General features: G+C 70.1%; 13 protein-coding genes. 7 read left to right on the top strand and 6 right to left on the bottom strand.

Annotated features, from left to right (window positions below; all coding sequences use genetic code 11):
* From ACH4YP_RS05545 to ACH4YP_RS05555, 3 genes are all read right to left on the bottom strand, one after another.
* Nucleotides 1-708: an ester cyclase gene (locus ACH4YP_RS05545; RefSeq protein ID WP_361053960.1), complete on the bottom strand. Its 708-nt coding sequence runs from the start codon at nucleotides 706-708 to the stop codon at nucleotides 1-3.
* A 195-nt stretch (nucleotides 709-903) separates the two neighbouring features.
* Nucleotides 904-1,677 carry an SDR family oxidoreductase gene (locus ACH4YP_RS05550; protein ID WP_361053963.1) on the bottom strand — a complete coding sequence of 258 codons (774 nt, stop codon included), beginning with the start codon at nucleotides 1,675-1,677 and terminating at the stop codon, nucleotides 904-906.
* A 224-nt stretch (nucleotides 1,678-1,901) separates the two neighbouring features.
* Nucleotides 1,902-2,579: an MOSC domain-containing protein gene (locus ACH4YP_RS05555; protein ID WP_398489532.1), complete on the bottom strand. Its 678-nt coding sequence runs from the start codon at nucleotides 2,577-2,579 to the stop codon at nucleotides 1,902-1,904.
* Nucleotides 2,580-2,658: 79 nt separating this feature from the next.
* Between ACH4YP_RS05555 and ACH4YP_RS05560 the strand changes: the two genes are divergently transcribed.
* A complete protein-coding gene (locus tag ACH4YP_RS05560; RefSeq protein ID WP_398489534.1) occupies nucleotides 2,659-3,555 on the top strand; it encodes a LysR family transcriptional regulator in 897 nt (298 codons plus the stop codon).
* A gap of 51 nt (nucleotides 3,556-3,606) precedes the next feature.
* Here ACH4YP_RS05560 and ACH4YP_RS05565 read toward each other — a convergent pair whose 3' ends face one another.
* A complete protein-coding gene (locus ACH4YP_RS05565; protein WP_189837172.1) occupies nucleotides 3,607-3,942 on the bottom strand; it encodes a WhiB family transcriptional regulator in 336 nt (111 codons plus the stop codon).
* Nucleotides 3,943-4,321: 379 nt separating this feature from the next.
* Between ACH4YP_RS05565 and ACH4YP_RS05570 the strand changes: the two genes are divergently transcribed.
* From ACH4YP_RS05570 to ACH4YP_RS05585, 4 genes are all read left to right on the top strand, one after another.
* A complete protein-coding gene (locus ACH4YP_RS05570; RefSeq protein WP_003948568.1) occupies nucleotides 4,322-4,933 on the top strand; it encodes a response regulator transcription factor in 612 nt (203 codons plus the stop codon).
* 271 nt (nucleotides 4,934-5,204) lie between these two features.
* On the top strand, nucleotides 5,205-5,792 hold the full coding sequence (locus ACH4YP_RS05575; protein WP_055612680.1) for a sigma-70 family RNA polymerase sigma factor: 588 nt from the start codon (nucleotides 5,205-5,207) through the stop codon (nucleotides 5,790-5,792).
* 641 nt (nucleotides 5,793-6,433) lie between these two features.
* A complete protein-coding gene (guaB, locus tag ACH4YP_RS05580) occupies nucleotides 6,434-7,939 on the top strand; it encodes an IMP dehydrogenase (protein WP_361053974.1) in 1,506 nt (501 codons plus the stop codon).
* Nucleotides 7,940-8,054: 115 nt separating this feature from the next.
* Nucleotides 8,055-9,179 (top strand): GuaB3 family IMP dehydrogenase-related protein, encoded by a 1,125-nt coding sequence (locus tag ACH4YP_RS05585; RefSeq protein WP_143639123.1) that lies wholly within the window; start codon nucleotides 8,055-8,057, stop codon nucleotides 9,177-9,179.
* A gap of 630 nt (nucleotides 9,180-9,809) precedes the next feature.
* Here ACH4YP_RS05585 and ACH4YP_RS05590 read toward each other — a convergent pair.
* Entirely contained in the window at nucleotides 9,810-11,015 is a 1,206-nt protein-coding gene (locus ACH4YP_RS05590) for a nucleotide sugar dehydrogenase (RefSeq protein WP_326759670.1), read from the bottom strand.
* Nucleotides 11,016-11,287: 272 nt separating this feature from the next.
* Between ACH4YP_RS05590 and ACH4YP_RS05595 the strand changes: the two genes are divergently transcribed.
* Entirely contained in the window at nucleotides 11,288-12,994 is a 1,707-nt protein-coding gene (locus tag ACH4YP_RS05595) for a glycerol-3-phosphate dehydrogenase/oxidase (protein WP_361053978.1), read from the top strand.
* 135 nt (nucleotides 12,995-13,129) lie between these two features.
* On the opposite strand, the gene ACH4YP_RS05600 is transcribed toward ACH4YP_RS05595, so the two are convergent.
* On the bottom strand, nucleotides 13,130-14,251 hold the full coding sequence (locus tag ACH4YP_RS05600; RefSeq protein ID WP_398489538.1) for a serine hydrolase domain-containing protein: 1,122 nt from the start codon (nucleotides 14,249-14,251) through the stop codon (nucleotides 13,130-13,132).
* Between the two features lie 177 nt (nucleotides 14,252-14,428).
* Between ACH4YP_RS05600 and ACH4YP_RS05605 the strand changes: the two genes are divergently transcribed.
* On the top strand, nucleotides 14,429-16,795 hold the full coding sequence (locus ACH4YP_RS05605; RefSeq protein ID WP_398489539.1) for a serine/threonine-protein kinase: 2,367 nt from the start codon (nucleotides 14,429-14,431) through the stop codon (nucleotides 16,793-16,795).
* Nucleotides 16,796-16,943 lie beyond the last annotated feature (148 nt).

The raw sequence follows: 16,943 nt of genomic DNA on the forward strand, positions 1-16,943 counted from the left end.
TCAGACCTCCAGCTGGTCCAGCGCCCCGAGCTGGTCCATCAGCCCCAGCCGGTCGTACTGCCACCACCCCTCGGCGACCTTGCCGTCCTCGCGGCACCGGTGAATGGTCATGCCGGTCATGGTGACCTGCTTGCCGTCGGCCGGTATCCCCATGAAGTCACCCTTGTGGGTGCCGTTCCAGGTCCAGCGCGTACAGACCCGGTCGCCGTCGGAGATCTGGTCCTCGATGGTGAACGCGAAGTCGAAACCGGCCCGCCACATCTCCACCTCGCGGCGCATGGCGTCCATCCCGATCACGTCCTGCTCGTTGGACGGATCATGGTCGTGGTAGTTCTCCGCGACGGTCTCGTCCCACGACGGCAGAGTGCCCTTCCCGGCGAGCAGTCCGAAGAGATTGCGGACGCTGGCCTTGTAGAGCCGCTCGTCCCGCACCACCTCCAGATCCGTGAACGTCGGCATTTCGTCACAGAGCGCCACCATCTCCCGGAAGATCCGGTCGGTCTCCGGAAGGTTCGAGTTCCGCATCGCCTCCTCGAACGACGGAAACTCCACGATCTCGATGAAGTGCGACGCGTCGTGCCGGTCCTTCCCGATCACGTTGTGCGTCGCGGTCCGCTTGCCCTTGGTCTGTTCGACCCAGGTGTCCATCAGCCGGTTCATCTCGTCGATCCGGCTGGTCTTGCAGTCGATCAGCTGCACGAAAGTCATGGCGCCGCCTCCCGGCACTTCGAGTCCGGTTGAATACGCCCATTTTAGTGAAAATCCCCTCCAGCCGTATTCGGCCGAAGGGGATTCCGTCTGTGGCTGTGTCTGTGGCTGTGTCTCTGCCCGTGCTCGTGCCTGTTTCCGCGCCGCCTCTGCCGTCGCCTAAGTGCCCGTCCGCGTCACCGCCCACCACCGGGCTCACTTCGGCCCGTACTTCCGCCCCGTCTTCGAGGTGATCCCGCTGAGCAGCGCCCTGGGTGTCACCTTCGCGACACCCATCAGGGCCTTGTAGCGCGGGTCCGGAATGGACAGCGACTTGCCCCGCGCCAGGTCGGCGAGCGCGGCCGTGACCACCTTGTCGGCGTCCAGCCACATCCAGTTCGGGATGTTGTCCGTGCCCATCCCGGCCCGCTCGTGGAACTCGGTCCGCACGAACCCGGGACACAGCGCCATCAGCCGGACGCCGCTGCCGGACAGGTCCTTCGCCACGCCCTGCGTGAACTGCACGACCCACGCCTTCGACGCCCCGTACGTACCGCGCGGCACGAACGCGGCCGTGGACGCCACGTTGACCACACCGCCGCGCCCGCGCGCCCGCATGGACTCGGCCGCCGCCGACGTCAGCCGGAGCACCGCCTCGCAGTGCACCTTGAGCATCTTCAGCTCGTCCGCCATCGGTACGTCCAGATAGAGGCCCTTGTTGCCGAAGCCGGCGTTGTTGATCAGCAGGTCGACTGCGTGCTTGCGGTCCGAGAGGCGGGCGGTCACCGCCTCGATGCCCTCGTCCGTCGCCAGGTCCGCCGTCAGCACCTCCGCCTCGATGCCGTGGCGGTCGTGCAGTTCCGTCGCCTGCTCGGCGAGCCGTTTCTTGTCACGCGCCACCAGCACGAGGTTGTGCCCGTCGGAGGAGAGCCGCCGCGCGAACGCGGCACCGATGCCCGCGGTCGATCCCGTAATCAGAGCCGTTGTCATGGCCCAAGATTAGTGACCTTGCTCATGCTGTCCGTACGTCGAACGACCCGAAAGCGCACCCGACGGCTGTCCCTTCCCCACAACCTCCACAACGACGAACTGCCCCGTCGTCCCCGGGCCTTCGCGGGGCGGCGGACGGTGGTGGGTTTCGCACGGAGTGTCCGGGCCGGCCACCCGCCGGTGCCGGGCCCCGCCAACTCACCCGGCGGAACGGCGGTCTCGGCTCACTTCGCGTCCCGGCCGTACTTCTCCACGTACTCCCGCGCCTTCTTCAGCGCCTCCGGGTGCAGCGCGTCCCCCGCCTCCAACATCCTTGGCAGCAGGCCCCGTTCGGTCGTGACGGCGCGGAACTGGAGGGCGACGGTCACCTCGTGATCGGGCCGGTGGACGATCTCGATCGGGTCGCCCGCCCGCAGCTCACCCGGCTCGATCACCCGCAGATACGCACCGGGCGCGCCCTTCGCGGTGAACCGTTTGACCCACCCCTTCTCGCCCAGATGGCCCTGGAAGGTGAGACAGGGAATCCGGCCCGAGGTGACTTCGAGTACGACCTCGGAGCCGACCCGCCAGCGCTCCCCGATCCGCGCGCCGGACACGTCGAGGCCCTCGGTCGTGAGGTTCTCCCCGAACGTTCCACTGGCCAGGGGCCGCCCCAGCTCGCGCTCCCAGTCGTCGAGGTCCTCGCGCGCGACGGCGTACACGGCCTGGTGATCGCCGCCGTGGTGCCGCAGCTCGCACACCGCGTCCCCGGCGAGCCCGCTCGCGCCGACCCCCTTGGGCCCGGGCGCGGACACCCGCACCGGCCCGTCGACCGGCCGTTTGTCGATCCCGGTCACGCCCTCCGCCTGGTCCGTGTAGTCGACGGCCTTGGGGTGGCCGAGGTTCAGAGACAGAAGCTTCATGACTGCACGCTAGACGGTACGAGCCAAAGCTTCGACGCGATATTCGTCGCCGTATCCAAGATTCGCTTATGCTCGGAGGGTGATCGAGGCCCGTCATCTCCGTGTGCTGCGCGCCGTCGCCGCCACCGGCTCCTTCTCGGCGGCGGGGCGCGAACTGGGCTGCACCCAGCCCGCCGTCAGCCAGCAGATGAAGGCCCTCGAAGCCTCCGTCGGCACGCCCCTGCTGATCCGCACGGGCCGCGAGATGCGACTGACCCAGGCCGGTGAGGCTCTCGTACGGCATGCCGCGGGCATCATCGCCGGGCTGACGGCCGCCGAGGAGGAGGTCGCCGCGATCGCCGGCCTGCGGGCCGGCCGGGTCCGGCTCGTCTCCTTCCCCAGCGGCAGCTCCACGCTCGTACCGGCCGCGCTCGCCGCCCTGCGCGCCGCGCACCCCGGCACCCGCGTCTCCCTGGAGGAGGCCGAGCCGCCCCGCTCGGTCGAGATGCTGCGCGAGGGCGACTGCGACGTCACGCTCGCGTTCCGGTACGAGGGCGCGGCGGGCGCCGAGGAGTGGGACGACCTGGTGGTGCGGCCCCTGCTCAAGGACCGGATCGTGGGCCTGGTCCCCGAGGGGCACCGGCTGGCCCGCGCACGGACGGTCGCCATCGGTGAACTCGCCGACGAGCCGTGGATCGCCGGCTGCCCCCGCTGCCGCGGCCAGCTGGTCGAGGTCTGCGAGCGCGCGGGCTTCACACCCCGTATCGACTTCGCGACCGACGACTACCCGGCCGTGGTCGGCCTGGTCGGAGCGGGCCTCGGGGTCGCGGTCCTGCCGGAGCTCGCCATCGAGTCCGTACGCCCCAGGGGTGCGCGCACGGTGATGGTCGAGCCTGCCTTGCGGCGGGAGATCGTCGCGCTCACGCTGCCGGACCTCGCCCAGGTGCCCGCGGTGGCGGCCACGTTGGATCAGCTGGCCCGGGCCGCGGCGCGCTGACCCGCCGGAAAGTAGGGGCACGCGCGCGTGCCCATTCGAAGAAACGTTCCTTCAGTGGTGTGACGGAGTGCCTCCGCCGGACGTCGACGCCGACGCCGAGACCAGGCGGTTGCGCGCCCGGCCCATGAGTTCCTCGCGCTCGTCCTCGGTGAGGCCGCCCCAGACGCCGTACGGCTCGCGCACCGCCAGTGCGTGCGCCGCGCACTCCGCGCGTACCGGGCACCTCATGCAGACCTCTTTGGCCGAGTTCTCACGAGCGCTCCGTGCCGCACCGCGCTCGCCCTCGGGGTGGAAGAAGAGCGAGCTGTCGACCCCGCGGCAGGCCGCGAGGAGCTGCCAGTCCCACAGATCCGCGTTCGGTCCGGGAAGGCGGGAGAAATCTGCCATTGCTTTGTCCCCTTGTAGCCGTTCTGGGCGGTTACGTGCCCATGACCGTACATCTACGATCTAAGGAGATGAAAATATGACTCATTGCAAAACTAGCCCCAGACACCAGTAAATGGGAAGAAAAGCGGCTAAATGGGGCATAGGTTGTGATGAAACCTTGAGGGTCCGCCGTGGGTGTCTCCACCGTGTCCGTGCCCTCACGTAGAGTGCCGAACGTGGCTCACCGCCCCGTAACTCTTTCGGGTGACCGTCGTTGGTAGTGCGGAGCGGTTGAAAGAACAAGCGCTCGGGCAAGCGTCCGAGAGCGTCAACCGCACAGGTGACGATTCGTACCAGCCTGGAGGCTCAAGGTGACGCGCATCAGCTGCGGAGGACGGCCATGACATCCGTCCTCGTCTGCGACGACTCCCCGCTTGCCCGAGAGGCGCTCCGCCGTGCGGTGGCGACCGTGCCCGGCGTAGAGCGCGTGACCACGGCGGCCAACGGCGAGGAAGTCCTCCGCCGCTGGGGTGCCGACCGTTCGGACCTGATTCTGATGGACGTACGCATGCCCGGTCTGGGCGGCGTGGAGACGGTCCGGCGGCTGCTGTCCGCCGACCCCGGTGCGCGCATCATCATGCTCACCGTCGCCGAGGATCTGGACGGTGTCGCGCTCGCGGTCGCCGCCGGTGCCCGCGGCTATCTCCACAAGGACGCCTCCCGGGCGGAACTGCGTGCGACCGTCACCCAGGCTCTCGCCGACCCGACCTGGCGGCTCGCGCCGCGCAGGCTGCGGTCGGCCGAGATGGGTGCCGCGCCGACGCTCACCGCGCGTGAGATCCAGGTCCTGGAGGGCATGAGCCACGGCCGGTCGAACGCGGAGATCGGTCGTGAGCTGTTCCTCTCCGAGGACACCGTCAAGACCCACGCCCGACGGCTCTTCAAGAAACTCGGCGCCTCGGACCGCGCGCACGCGGTGGCGCTCGGGTTCCGATGGGGCCTGGTCCGCTAGGTGAACCGCCGCGGGGGTACGGGTGTCCCCGCCCGCCGCAGGGCGGGTGGGGCCGGGCCCGACAGGGGATCGAAATGGGCCGTTCGGGCGCCCGATCCCCGTTTCCCGGCGGATGCCGCATCCTTGAGGTGTGGAGTTCCTCGGGAACGAGTCGGTCGAGCGGGAGGGGAGGGCGCAGGAGATGAGTTCCGGCGCACCTGCTCATAACGCTTCGGTGCACAACTACGGACGCGGTGCCACGGACAGGACGACGCCAAGGCACCATGGACCGATGCGTGACGACGAGGCGGCCACTGCCCAAGGGGCAATCGGTGCGCTCGTCCATCGTGCGGTCGACGGAGACGAGCAGGCCACGCACGACCTGCTCGCCCATGTCCATCCCCTCGCGATCCGCTACTGCCGCACACGTCTGTCCCGACTGCCGGGTGACGCACGGCACTTCGTGGAGGACCTGGCGCAGGAGGTCTGTGTCGCGGTGCTCCTCGCACTGCCGCGGTACAAGGACACCGGGCGCCCCTTCGAAGCCTTCGTCTTCGCCATCGCCGCGCACAAGGTCGCCGATCTGCAGCGCGCCGCGATGCGCCATCCCGGCTCGACGGCGGTGCCGTCGGACGAGATGCCCGAGCGGCCGGACGACTCGCTCGGCCCCGAGGAACGTGCCCTCCTCAGCAGCGACGCCGAGTGGGCCAAGAAGCTCATGGCCAACCTCCCCGAGAACCAGCGGGAGCTTCTGCTGCTGAGGATCGCGGTGGGCCTCACGGCCGAGGAGACGGGCCAGATGCTGGGCATGTCACCGGGCGCGGTCCGGGTGGCCCAGCACAGGGCGCTGAGCCGTTTGCGGGCACTGGCGGAGCAGTAGGCGGGCGGCCTTGGCGGGCTTCTGAGTACGAACCCTGGGCGGTGCGCCGACTTGAGCGCGGCGCCTGGGCGGGGCTCTGGTTCCGGGGCGTGGCGCTTGGGTCGGGCTCCGGTTCCTGGGTGTGGCGCTTGGGTCGGGCTCCGGCTTTTTGAGTGCGGCTTCTGGGTGGGGCGCCGGGCCGACGTGCGGTTGGACGACGGGTGCGCCGGGTCGGCGTGCGGTCGGGATGCGTGCGCCAGGTCGGCGTGTGGTCGGCCGACTGGTGCGTCTGGTGCGTCAAGTCGACGGACGCGTCGCACGGCCGGTGCGCCAAGCCGACGTGCGGCCGGACGGCCGGTGCCAAGCCGACGGTCGGGTGCGCCGGGGGCGGTGGATCGCCGGGGCCCCTTTCGGCAGGGTGGGTTTTCTCATGAGTACGGCAAATTTTTTCCGCCGTCCCGGGCGAGGTGTGGGGCGGCGACGCGGGGCACGGCCCGCCCAAGGCCCGTGCCCCCGGCCGGTGGGCGCCGGATGAACGCGGCGGTCGTCCTCCACGTACGAAGCCACGAAGCCCAGGGGCACCCGTAACCGTGGAATGAGAGAGCCATGCTTCCCGTTAGCATGGACATCCGCACCGATCAAGGCCATTTGGGGAAGGTGTCATGACTGCAAACGTCGACGGAGTGCCCGAGAAGTTCGCGACACTCGGGCTGACCTACGACGACGTGCTGCTGCTGCCGGGCGCGTCCGAGGTGCTGCCGGGCGCGGTCGACACCTCGTCCCGGATCTCCCGCAACGTGCGCGTGAACATCCCGCTGCTGTCCGCGGCGATGGACAAGGTGACCGAGTCGCGCATGGCGATCGCCATGGCACGGCAGGGCGGTGTCGGCGTACTGCACCGGAACCTGTCCATCGAGGACCAGGTCAACCAGGTCGACCTCGTGAAGCGCTCCGAGTCCGGCATGGTCACCGACCCGATCACGGTGCACCCGGACGCGACGCTCGCCGAGGCCGACGCCCTGTGCGCCAAGTTCCGGATCAGCGGCGTGCCGGTCACCGACGGCAACAAGAAGCTGCTCGGCATCGTCACCAACCGCGACATGGCCTTCGAGACCGACCGCTCCCGTCAGGTGCGCGAGGTCATGACCCCGATGCCCCTGGTCACCGGCAAGGTCGGCATCTCCGGCAACGACGCCATGCAGCTGCTCCGCCGCCACAAGATCGAGAAGCTTCCGCTGGTCGACGACGCGGGCATCCTCAAGGGCCTCATCACGGTCAAGGACTTCGTGAAGGCCGAGAAGTACCCGAACGCGGCCAAGGACGGCGAGGGCCGTCTCCTCGTGGGTGCCGCGGTCGGCGCGAGCCCCGAGGCCCTGGACCGGGCGCAGGCGCTCGCCGAGGCCGGTGCGGACTTCCTGATCGTCGACACCTCGCACGGGCACAACAGCAACGCCCTCAACTGGATGGCGAAGATCAAGTCGAGCGTCGGCGTCGACGTGATCGGCGGAAACGTCGCCACCCGTGACGGCGCCCAGGCGCTTGTGGACGCCGGTGTCGACGGCGTCAAGGTGGGCGTGGGCCCCGGCTCGATCTGTACCACCCGCGTGGTCGCCGGCATCGGCGTCCCGCAGGTCACCGCCATCTACGAAGCCGCCCTCGCGGCCCGCGCCGCGGGCGTCCCGGTGATCGGCGACGGCGGACTGCAGTACTCCGGAGACATCGGCAAGGCGCTCGCCGCCGGCGCCGACACGGTGATGCTCGGCAGCCTCCTCGCCGGCTGCGAGGAGTCGCCCGGCGAGCTGCTCTTCATCAACGGCAAGCAGTTCAAGTCGTACCGCGGCATGGGCTCGCTCGGCGCCATGCAGTCCCGCGGCCAGGGCAGGTCGTACTCGAAGGACCGCTACTTCCAGGCCGAGGTCGCCTCCGACGACAAGCTCGTGCCCGAGGGCATCGAGGGCCAGGTGCCCTACCGCGGCCCGCTGGCCAACGTGCTGCACCAGCTCGTCGGCGGTCTGCGCCAGACCATGGGCTATGTCGGCGCCGCCTCCATCGACGAGATGGAGACCAAGGGCCGCTTCGTACGGATCACGTCGGCGGGGCTCAAGGAGAGCCACCCGCACGACATCCAGATGACGGTCGAGGCGCCGAACTACAGCCGTAACCAGTAGTCGCCACCCAGCCGACACCTGAGACGAGGGCGGTCCCGGAGCATCCGGGACCGCCCTCGTCATGGGTGTCGGGGATACTGGGAGGCGCAGAAGCGAAGAGGGAAAGGCCACACACGTGACTGAGATCGAGATCGGGCGCGGCAAGCGCGGCCGCCGGGCGTATGCCTTCGACGACATCGCCGTCGTCCCGAGCCGCCGTACGCGAGACCCGAAGGAGGTCTCGATCGCCTGGCAGATCGACGCCTACCGCTTCGAGCTGCCGTTCCTGGCCGCCCCCATGGACTCGGTCGTCTCGCCGGCCACCGCCATCCGTATCGGCGAGCTGGGCGGCCTGGGCGTCCTGAACCTCGAAGGCCTCTGGACGAGGTACGAGGACCCGCAGCCGCTCCTCGACGAGATCGCGGAGCTGGACGTGGACTCCGCGACCCGCCGTCTCCAGGAGATCTACGCGGCTCCCATCAAGGAGGAGCTGATCGGGCAGCGCATCAAGGAGGTGCGCGACTCGGGCGTGGTCACCGCGGCAGCGCTCTCCCCGCAGCGCACCGCCCAGTTCTCCAAGGCCGTCGTGGACGCGGGCGTCGACATCTTCGTCATCCGCGGTACGACGGTGTCGGCCGAGCACGTGTCCGGTGCCTCCGAGCCGCTGAACCTGAAGCAGTTCATCTACGAGCTGGACGTCCCGGTCATCGTCGGCGGCTGCGCCACGTACACGGCGGCCCTGCACCTGATGCGTACGGGCGCGGCCGGTGTCCTCGTCGGCTTCGGCGGCGGCGCCGCGCACACCACGCGCAACGTGCTGGGCATCCAGGTCCCGATGGCCACCGCGGTCGCCGACGTGGCCGCGGCCCGCCGCGACTACATGGACGAGTCCGGCGGGCGGTACGTGCACGTGATCGCGGACGGCGGTGTCGGCTGGTCCGGCGACCTCCCCAAGGCGATCGCCTGCGGCGCCGACTCCGTGATGATGGGCTCCCCGCTCGCGCGCGCCACCGACGCGCCCGGCCGGGGTCACCACTGGGGCATGGAGGCCGTCAACGACGAGCTGCCGCGCGGCAAGAAGGTCGACCTCGGCACGGTCGGCACCATCGAGGAGGTCCTCGCCGGACCCTCGCACACGCCTGACGGTTCGATGAACTTCTTCGGCGCGCTGCGGCGGGCCATGGCCACGACCGGCTACAGCGAGCTCAAGGAGTTCCAGCGGGTCGAGGTCACGGTGGCGGACTCGCAGCACAAGCGGTAGCCGCACGGCGCTTCGAGGGGCCCGGGCCGGGGTGGTCCGGGCCCTTTCGTGTGCCCAACTGGGCCTCGTGGGGCGCGTTTTGTGATGGGGGGCGCGTGGTTGCGTTCAGGGCGAATGCGCGCTGGACGGTCGTGTCGAGGCGATAGCGTCCCTGTTCGGCGCCCCAGTTGTGTGGGGTGCCCCCTTCCAAGGACATGGTTCCGGACCCCGGCCGTCGGGGCCCGGCCCGAGTTCCGACGTGCTGCCCACCGGGCCTCTGGGTGGCGTCGTGGAAGGGGGCGCCCATGGGCCGCCATCGCAAGCCCACCCGCTGGGACCGGATCCGTCTGTGGACGGTGAAGTGCCGGAGGAGGTGGATCTTGCGAATTTTCGGATGGTGAGCGGCCGCCCCCATCACAACTAGGGGCGGACACTCCGTGAACCATCCTGGAGCCTGCCGCAGTACCCGCTGCGGTGGGCTCCACCTTTTGTGAGCGGCCGCCCCCACACACTAGGGGCGGCACACTCCGTGAACCATCCTGGAGCCTGCCGCAGTGTCCGCTGCGGTGGCCTCCACTTTTGTACGGTACCGGCGTGGAGCGCTCTGTGCCACCAGCCCCAGAGGCTCGGGACTGCCCCGCGCGCCCCCGGTCACAACCTGTGCGCCGCCCCCGTGGGCGTAGCCCCCCGCGTGTCCAGCAGCAGCTGTGCCTTCACCGACAGCCCCTGCAGGTCGTACGTTCGATGCTGCTGGAGCAGGATCGTCAGGTCCGCGTCGGCGGCCGCCTCGTAGAGGGAGTCCACGCGGGGGACCGGGCGGTCGAGGATGCTCCAGGACGGGACGAGCGGGTCGTGGTAGCTGACGGCGGCGCCGAGTTCCATCAGGCGGGTCGCGATCTCCTTGGCGGGGGAGCCCTGTTGGTCGGCGTGGTCGGGCTTGTAGGTGACGCCGAGGAGGAGCACGCGTGCGCCGCGGGCGGACTTGCCGTGCTCGTTGAGGAGCGTGGCCGCGCGCTGGATGACGTACTGGGGCATGTGGTTGTTGACCTGCTGGGCCAGTTCGACCATGCGCAGGGAGCGGGTCCGCGGGCCCGCGAGGTCCCGGGGGACGGCGTGGCCGCCGACGCCGGGGCCGGGGCGGAAGGCCTGGAAGCCGAACGGCTTGGTCTCGGCGCAGCGGATGACGTCCCACAGGTCGACGCCCAGGTCGTGGCAGAGGACCGCCATCTCGTTGACCAGGGCGATGTTGACGTGCCGGTAGTTGGTCTCCAGGAGCTGCACTGTCTCCGCTTCCCGTGGTCCACGCGCGCGTACCACCTTGTCGGTGAGGCGCCCGTAGAAGGCGGCGGCCGACTCGGTGCAGGCGGGGGTGAGGCCGCCGATGACCTTCGGGGTGTTGGCGGGGGTGTGGTCGCGGTTGCCCGGGTCGACGCGGCTGGGTGAGTACGCGAGGTGGAAGTCGCGGCCCGCGCGGAGGCCGGATCCCTCTTCGAGGAGCGGACGGAGGAATTCCTCTGTCGTACCCGGGTATACGGGTGACTCCAGGATCACCGTGGTGTGCGGGCGCAGGTGTGCGGCCAGGGTGCGGGCGGCGTCGGCCAGTTGGCCCAGGTCGAGCGCGCCGTCCGCGCCACGCGGGGTCGGCGCGCAGATGACCGCGGTACGGACACGGCCGAGTTCGGCCGGGTTGGTGGCCGGCCGGAAGCCCGTCGAGAGCATCCGGCGCAGGTCGGCGGCGGCCAGCGGCGCGGGGTCGCCGCACTGGTAGCCGAGTGTGGAGATGCCGGCGCTGACGGCGGCCTGGGCCAGGGGCAGGCCGAACTGGCCGAGACCGATGACGGCGAGATCTGCGGGCATGGCGGTGGGCCGTCCTTCCCAATAACCGAAGGGGGACAAGGGCGCAAGCCCTGTGGACAGAACGGGCGAGTGCAATGTCAGACTAGGAGTAAATATGACCGATTTGCGGGATTGCTCGGCTGTGTTTCTCCGGAAGTCACCGAGAGATATCCACAGGCGGACGGCTGGTGGTGGCCGAAGGCGGGCAACGGGTTGAGAATTTGGGCATGGGGGATGTGAGCCGGGCCTCGCCGGACGGGTGAGCCCGGCGTGACAGACAGCGGGAGGCAACTGTGCGGACAGCGACACTGGGACCGGCGGAGCGCGCCGAGTCACTCGCGGGAATGGCCGAGCACGAACTGGATGTGCTGGTCGTGGGAGCAGGCGTGGTCGGCGCGGGCACGGCGCTGGACGCCGTGACCCGCGGCCTGTCCACCGGCCTGGTCGAGGCGCGTGACTGGGCGTCGGGCACGTCGAGCCGGTCGAGCAAGCTGATCCACGGAGGCCTGCGCTATCTGGAGATGCTCGACTTCCCGCTCGTACGGGAGGCGCTGAAGGAGCGCGGGCTGTTGCTGGAGCGGCTCGCGCCGCACCTCGTGAAGCCCGTCGCCTTCCTGTATCCCTTGCAGCACAAGGGCTGGGAGAGGTTGTACGCGGGTTCGGGCGTCGCGCTCTACGACGCGATGTCGATGGCGCGCGGCCACGGGCGCGGCCTGCCGATGCACCGTCACCTGTCACGCCGTCACGCGCTGCGTGTCGCCCCCGCCCTGAAGAAGGACGCCCTGGTCGGGGCGCTGCAGTACTACGACGCGCAGATGGACGACGCCCGTTACGTGGCGACCCTGGTGCGCACGGCGGCGGCGTACGGAGCGAAGGTCGCCAACCGCGCGCGCGTGACCGGCTTCCTGCGCGAGGGCGAGCGTGTCGTCGGCGCCAAGGTGCAGGACGTCGAAGGGGGCGGGGAGTACGAGATCCGCGCCAAGCAGGTCGTCAACGCCACCGGGGTGTGGACGGACGACACGCAGGCGATGGTGGGCGAGAGGGGACAGTTCCACGTCCGGGCGTCCAAGGGCATCCATCTGGTCGTACCGAAGGACCGGATCACCTCGACGACCGGGCTGATCCTGCGTACGGAGAAGTCCGTGCTGTTCGTGATCCCCTGGGGCCGGCACTGGATCATCGGGACGACGGACACCGGCTGGGACCTCGACAAGGCCCATCCGGCGGCGTCCAGCGCGGACATCGACTACCTGCTGGAGCACGTGAACTCGGTGCTCGCGGTGCCACTGACGCGTGATGACGTGGAGGGCGTGTACGCGGGGCTGAGGCCGCTGCTCGCCGGTGAGTCGGACGCCACGAGCAAGCTGTCGCGCGAGCACACCGTGGCGCATCCGGTGCCGGGGCTCGTGGTCGTGGCGGGCGGCAAGTACACGACGTACCGGGTGATGGCCAAGGACGCGGTGGACGAGGCGGTGCACGGGCTCGACCAGCGGGTCGCGGAGTGCGTCACCGAGGACATCCCGCTGATCGGAGCCGAGGGGTACCGGGCGCTGTGGAACGCGCGAGCGCGGATCGCCGCGCGGACGGGGCTTCATGTGGTGCGCGTGGAGCACTTGTTGAACCGGTACGGGGCGCTCGCGGAGGAACTGCTCGACCTCATCGCCGCGGACGCCTCGCTGGGCGAACCGCTGCCCGCCGCCGAGGACTATCTGCGCGCCGAGATCGTCTACGCCGCCTCGCACGAGGGGGCACGGCACCTCGACGACGTGCTGACACGGCGGACCCGCATCTCGATCGAGACCTTCGACCGGGGTACGCGCAGCGCGCGGGAGGCCGCGGAGCTCATGGCGCCGGTGCTGGGCTGGGACAAGGACCAGATCGAGCGCGAGGTCGAGCACTACGAGAAGCGGGTGGAGGCGGAGCGGGAGTCGCAGCGGCAGCCGGACGACCTGACGGCCGACGCGGCTCGGCTGGGGGCGCCGGACATCGTGCCGTTGTAGCGCAGCGGTCCGGTTGCGGTGTGGGCCGCGCCGCGGTTCGGCTGTGGTGGCGGTCCGGGAGCCCGAGCGGGGGTCTCCCGGGTGTCACCCGAACGAGTGTCCTGGGCTGGGATCTCTGCTCGGGACCTGGTCGTTCTACGGGGTGCGGGGGCAGAACTCGGCGGCGAGCAGCGCCGGTTCGAGGTCGGGGTCTGCGATCGCGTCCGTGTTCACGCGGAAGGTGAGGACGCGACGGGCGTCGAGAGTGGCTGCGGTCCGGACGTAGCTGCCGGTGATGCGGCCGTTGTGTCCCCACACCGTGGTGCCGCACGGAAGTTTCTCGGAGTAGAGGCCCATGCCGTACAAGCCGTGTGCGGTGCTGGTGTCGAGCATCTCGCGCAGTTGGCGGGGCGGCAGCAGGTCGCCGCGGAGCAGGGCCGCGTAGAAGCGGTTCAGGTCGGCGAGCGTGGTGACCAGCTCGCCCGCCGCGCCGGCCACGCGCGGGTCCAGATCGGTGACATCGGATCCGTCGGCGGCGTACGCGCGGCCGTGCGGGTCCGGCAGGGAGCGACGGGCGCCTGGGAACGAGGTGCCTGTCAGATGGAGGGGAGTGATGATGCGGCGCTCGGCCTCGGTGGCGTACGAGCGGCCGGTGACCTGCTCGACGACCATGCCGAGCAGCACGTAGTTGGTGTTGGAGTACTCGAAGCGGCCGCGCTCGGCCGGGGGGTGGGCGATTGCGATACGGACGGCCTGGAGAGGCGTGAGGGAGAGGGTGCCCTTGGTGTCGGCGGTGAAGTCGGCGAGGCCGCTGGTGTGGGTGAGCAGGGCGCGCAGGGTCAGGGCGCGACCGTCGTTGCCCGAGCCGCGCACCAGGCCCGGCAGATGGGCGTCCACCGAGTCGGACAGGGACAGACGGTGCTCGGCGGCCAGTTGAAGGACGACCGTCGCGACGAACGACTTGGTGATGCTGCCGGCGCGGAAGTGGTCGGCGGGCCGGATGGCGTCGGCCGGGCGGATGCCGTCGGCGGGGCGGACGGTGCCGGTCGGGCCGGCGGCGTCGGTCGGGACGGCTGTCGTGGGGGCTTCCACGTGGGCGAAGTGGGAACCGGAACCCTCGTCGGTCAGCAGGGCGGCGGCCGGGATCCTGCCTTGGGTGACGAGGCGGGTGAGGGCGGTATCCACCGCCGGGGGCGCGGGAGTTGTCGAGGTGGTCGAGGCCAGGACAAGGAGAACCAGGGACACAGGAAGAGTCAGTAGCGTCCTCAGAGGCGGCATGAGGTCCTTCCTTGTCGCCGCTCATCATGAGGGACGGGCTCGGCCGGGTGGCGGGCGGGGCAGGTGAGGGGCGGCGCGGGGAAGGAATGCTTCCGCGAGGGGGCACCCGGGGCGTCGGACGGTGGTCGGGTGGGTGACAATGGAGGCTCTGTCAGGGCGGGTTGCATGAGGGGACGCATGTCGGAGGCGGAGCGCGCGGGAGCATCCCGGCAGGACGAGAGCGATCGTCTTCTCGCCGGGCGATACCGGCTGGGAGGAGTCCTCGGCCGCGGTGGTATGGGCACCGTGTGGCGGGCCAAGGACGAGACGCTGGGCCGGACGGTCGCGGTCAAGGAACTGCGGTTGCCGGCGCGGATCGACGAGGACGAGAAGCGGCGGCTGATCACGCGGACCTTCCGTGAGGCCAAGGCCATCGCGCGGATCCGGAACAACGGCGCGGTGACGGTCTTCGACGTGGTCGACGAGGACAACCGGCCGTGGATCGTGATGGAGCTCGTCGAGGGCAAGTCGCTCGCCGAGGTCATCCGCGAGGACGGGCTGCTCACGCCGAAGCGTGCGGCCGAGGTGGGGCTCGCCATCCTCGACGTGCTGCGTTCGGCGCACCGCGAGGGCATCCTGCACCGGGACGTGAAGCCGTCGAACGTGCTCATCGCCGAGGACGGCCGGGTCGTGCTCACCGACTTCGGTATCGCACAGGTGGAGGGCGACCCGTCCATCACCTCGACCGGCATGCTCGTCGGCGCGCCCTCGTACATCTCGCCCGAGCGCGCGCGTGGGCACAAGCCCGGTCCCGCGGCCGACCTTTGGTCGCTCGGCGGGTTGCTGTACGCGTCGGTGGAAGGCGTGCCGCCGTACGACAAGGGGTCCGCCATCGCGACGCTCACCGCGGTGATGACGGAGCCGATGGAGCAGCCCAAGAACGCCGGGCCGCTGGAGACGGTCATCTACGGGCTGCTCGTCAAGGACCCCGAGCAGCGGCTCGACGACGCCGGGGCCCGGGCGATGCTCACCGAGGTGATCCACGCGCCCGAGCCCAAGGAGGACGAGCCGGAGCCGCCGGACGTGACGAAGGTCGTGCCGTTGCCGGAGCTTCCGGTGGACGCCGCCCCTGCCAAGAAGAGGAGTTCGGGCGGCAGGGCCGCGGGCGGGAGCAAGAAGGGCGAGGAGCCGGTGGAGCGGTTCCGCGGCGCCCTGCGTTCCGTGCGGAAGGGCAAGGGTGCTGCCGCTGCCGCAGCGGCAGCGGGTGCTGCCGCGGTGACCGCAGCAGGGAAGACCGCAGCCGGGAAGGCCGGAGCAGGGAAGACCGGTGCAGGGAAGACCGGTGCAGGGAAAGCCGGTGCGGAGAAGGTCGGTGCGGAGAAGGCCGACGCCGAAAAGGGTGCGAACGCTGCGAACGCCGAGGGCGCCGCGAACGCCGAGGGCGCCGAGGCCCCGGCGGCCCCGGCGGCTCCGGCGGCTCCGGCGGGGGCGGACGGCAAGGTTGCCAAGGCTTCGAACTCGGCCTCAGCTTCGGCCTCGGCCGCTCCTGAGGCCTCCCCCTCTCCCTCTCCCTCTCCCTCCGACCCCGTTTCGCCCTCCCCCTCCTCCGCCGGCGCCGGCGCTGCTTCTGGGTCGGTCTCTGAGGCTGCTGTTCCTCGCTCTGCCTCTTCGGGTGCGGCTGGTTCGGCCAAGGGGCGGGATTCTGCTGCCTCCGAGGTGAACTTCAGTTCGGTGGGCGGGGGTTCGGGTGGTGCCGGGGACACGCATCCGCGGACCGTCGCGCCCAGGGCGTCGCTCATCGATGTGGTGCCCCGGCGGACGTTGGTGATCGTCGCCGTGGTCGTCGTGCTGGCCGTGCTGGGCACGATCCTCGCCGTCACGCTCAGTGGCGACGACTCCGGGAGCAAGGAGAACAAGGGCGGCGACGACAAGTCGACGTCCAGCGGGGCGAGTGCGGGCAGCGACACCAAGCAGGACGAGAAGAGCGGTAACGAGAAGAGCGGTGCCGAGAAGGACAGCGGAGAGAAGACCGACTCCGCAGGCGGGGGCGTGAACTCCGGCGGTTCGCCGACCGCGAGCGCTTCGAGCGAGACCGGTGGTTCGAACGACGACTCCGGCAGTGGTTCGGGAGACGGCGCCGCGGAGACGTACAAGAGCGGGCAGGGGTTCTCGATCGGGCTGCCCAAGGGGTGGAAGTACGAGTCCACGAGTGCGGCCGGGGCCCGGTTCGCCGGTCCTGACGGGCAGAAGCTGCTGGTCGGGTGGACCGCGACGCCCAAGAGCGACCCGGTGGCGGACTGGAAGAACCAAGAGCGGTTCATGCAGCGGCCGCAGTACAAGCGCATCCGAATAGAGAAGGTGGACTACCGCGGCTGGAACACGGCCGACTGGGAGTTCACCTACGTGGATGGCGGGACCCAGTACCGGTCGATAGACCGAGGGTTCGTCGTCAACGGCAGCCTCGGATATGGGCTCATGTACACCGCGAAGGGCTCGAAATGGGACACCGAGCTTCGTAAAAACACGTGGCGGACGCTGACGAAGTCGTTCGAACCGAAGTCCTGAGGGGCACGAGATTCCTGAGATCTCGTATCTCCTCACTGTGGGTTGCCTACGGCACGTATCGTGAGTGGTTGCGGACCGTACGCAGCCACATCTGCAGCCACAACGGGACGCATGGCGAACGGAATTGACCAACCGGGCGGCCGGGGGA

Origin of the sequence: Streptomyces sp. NPDC020747, assembly GCF_044334695.1 — a bacterium.
In the GTDB taxonomy this organism is placed as follows: domain Bacteria; phylum Actinomycetota; class Actinomycetes; order Streptomycetales; family Streptomycetaceae; genus Streptomyces.

Bases quoted from the DNA above. Each gene is read 5' to 3' on its own strand.
- ACH4YP_RS05565 (WP_189837172.1), bottom strand. From the start codon at position 3,942: ATGGCAGATTTCTCCCGCCTTCCCGGACCGAACGCGGATCTGTGGGAC.
- ACH4YP_RS05550 (WP_361053963.1), bottom strand. From the start codon at position 1,677: ATGACAACGGCTCTGATTACGGGATCGACCGCGGGCATCGGTGCCGCG.
- ACH4YP_RS05545 (WP_361053960.1), bottom strand. From the start codon at position 708: ATGACTTTCGTGCAGCTGATCGACTGCAAGACCAGCCGGATCGACGAG.
- ACH4YP_RS05600 (WP_398489538.1), bottom strand. From the start codon at position 14,251: ATGCCGCCTCTGAGGACGCTACTGACTCTTCCTGTGTCCCTGGTTCTC.
- ACH4YP_RS05575 (WP_055612680.1), top strand. From the start codon at position 5,205: ATGCGTGACGACGAGGCGGCCACTGCCCAAGGGGCAATCGGTGCGCTC.
- ACH4YP_RS05590 (WP_326759670.1), bottom strand. From the start codon at position 11,015: ATGCCCGCAGATCTCGCCGTCATCGGTCTCGGCCAGTTCGGCCTGCCC.
- ACH4YP_RS05605 (WP_398489539.1), top strand. From the start codon at position 14,429: ATGTCGGAGGCGGAGCGCGCGGGAGCATCCCGGCAGGACGAGAGCGAT.
- ACH4YP_RS05570 (WP_003948568.1), top strand. From the start codon at position 4,322: ATGACATCCGTCCTCGTCTGCGACGACTCCCCGCTTGCCCGAGAGGCG.
- ACH4YP_RS05555 (WP_398489532.1), bottom strand. From the start codon at position 2,579: ATGAAGCTTCTGTCTCTGAACCTCGGCCACCCCAAGGCCGTCGACTAC.
- guaB (WP_361053974.1), top strand. From the start codon at position 6,434: ATGACTGCAAACGTCGACGGAGTGCCCGAGAAGTTCGCGACACTCGGG.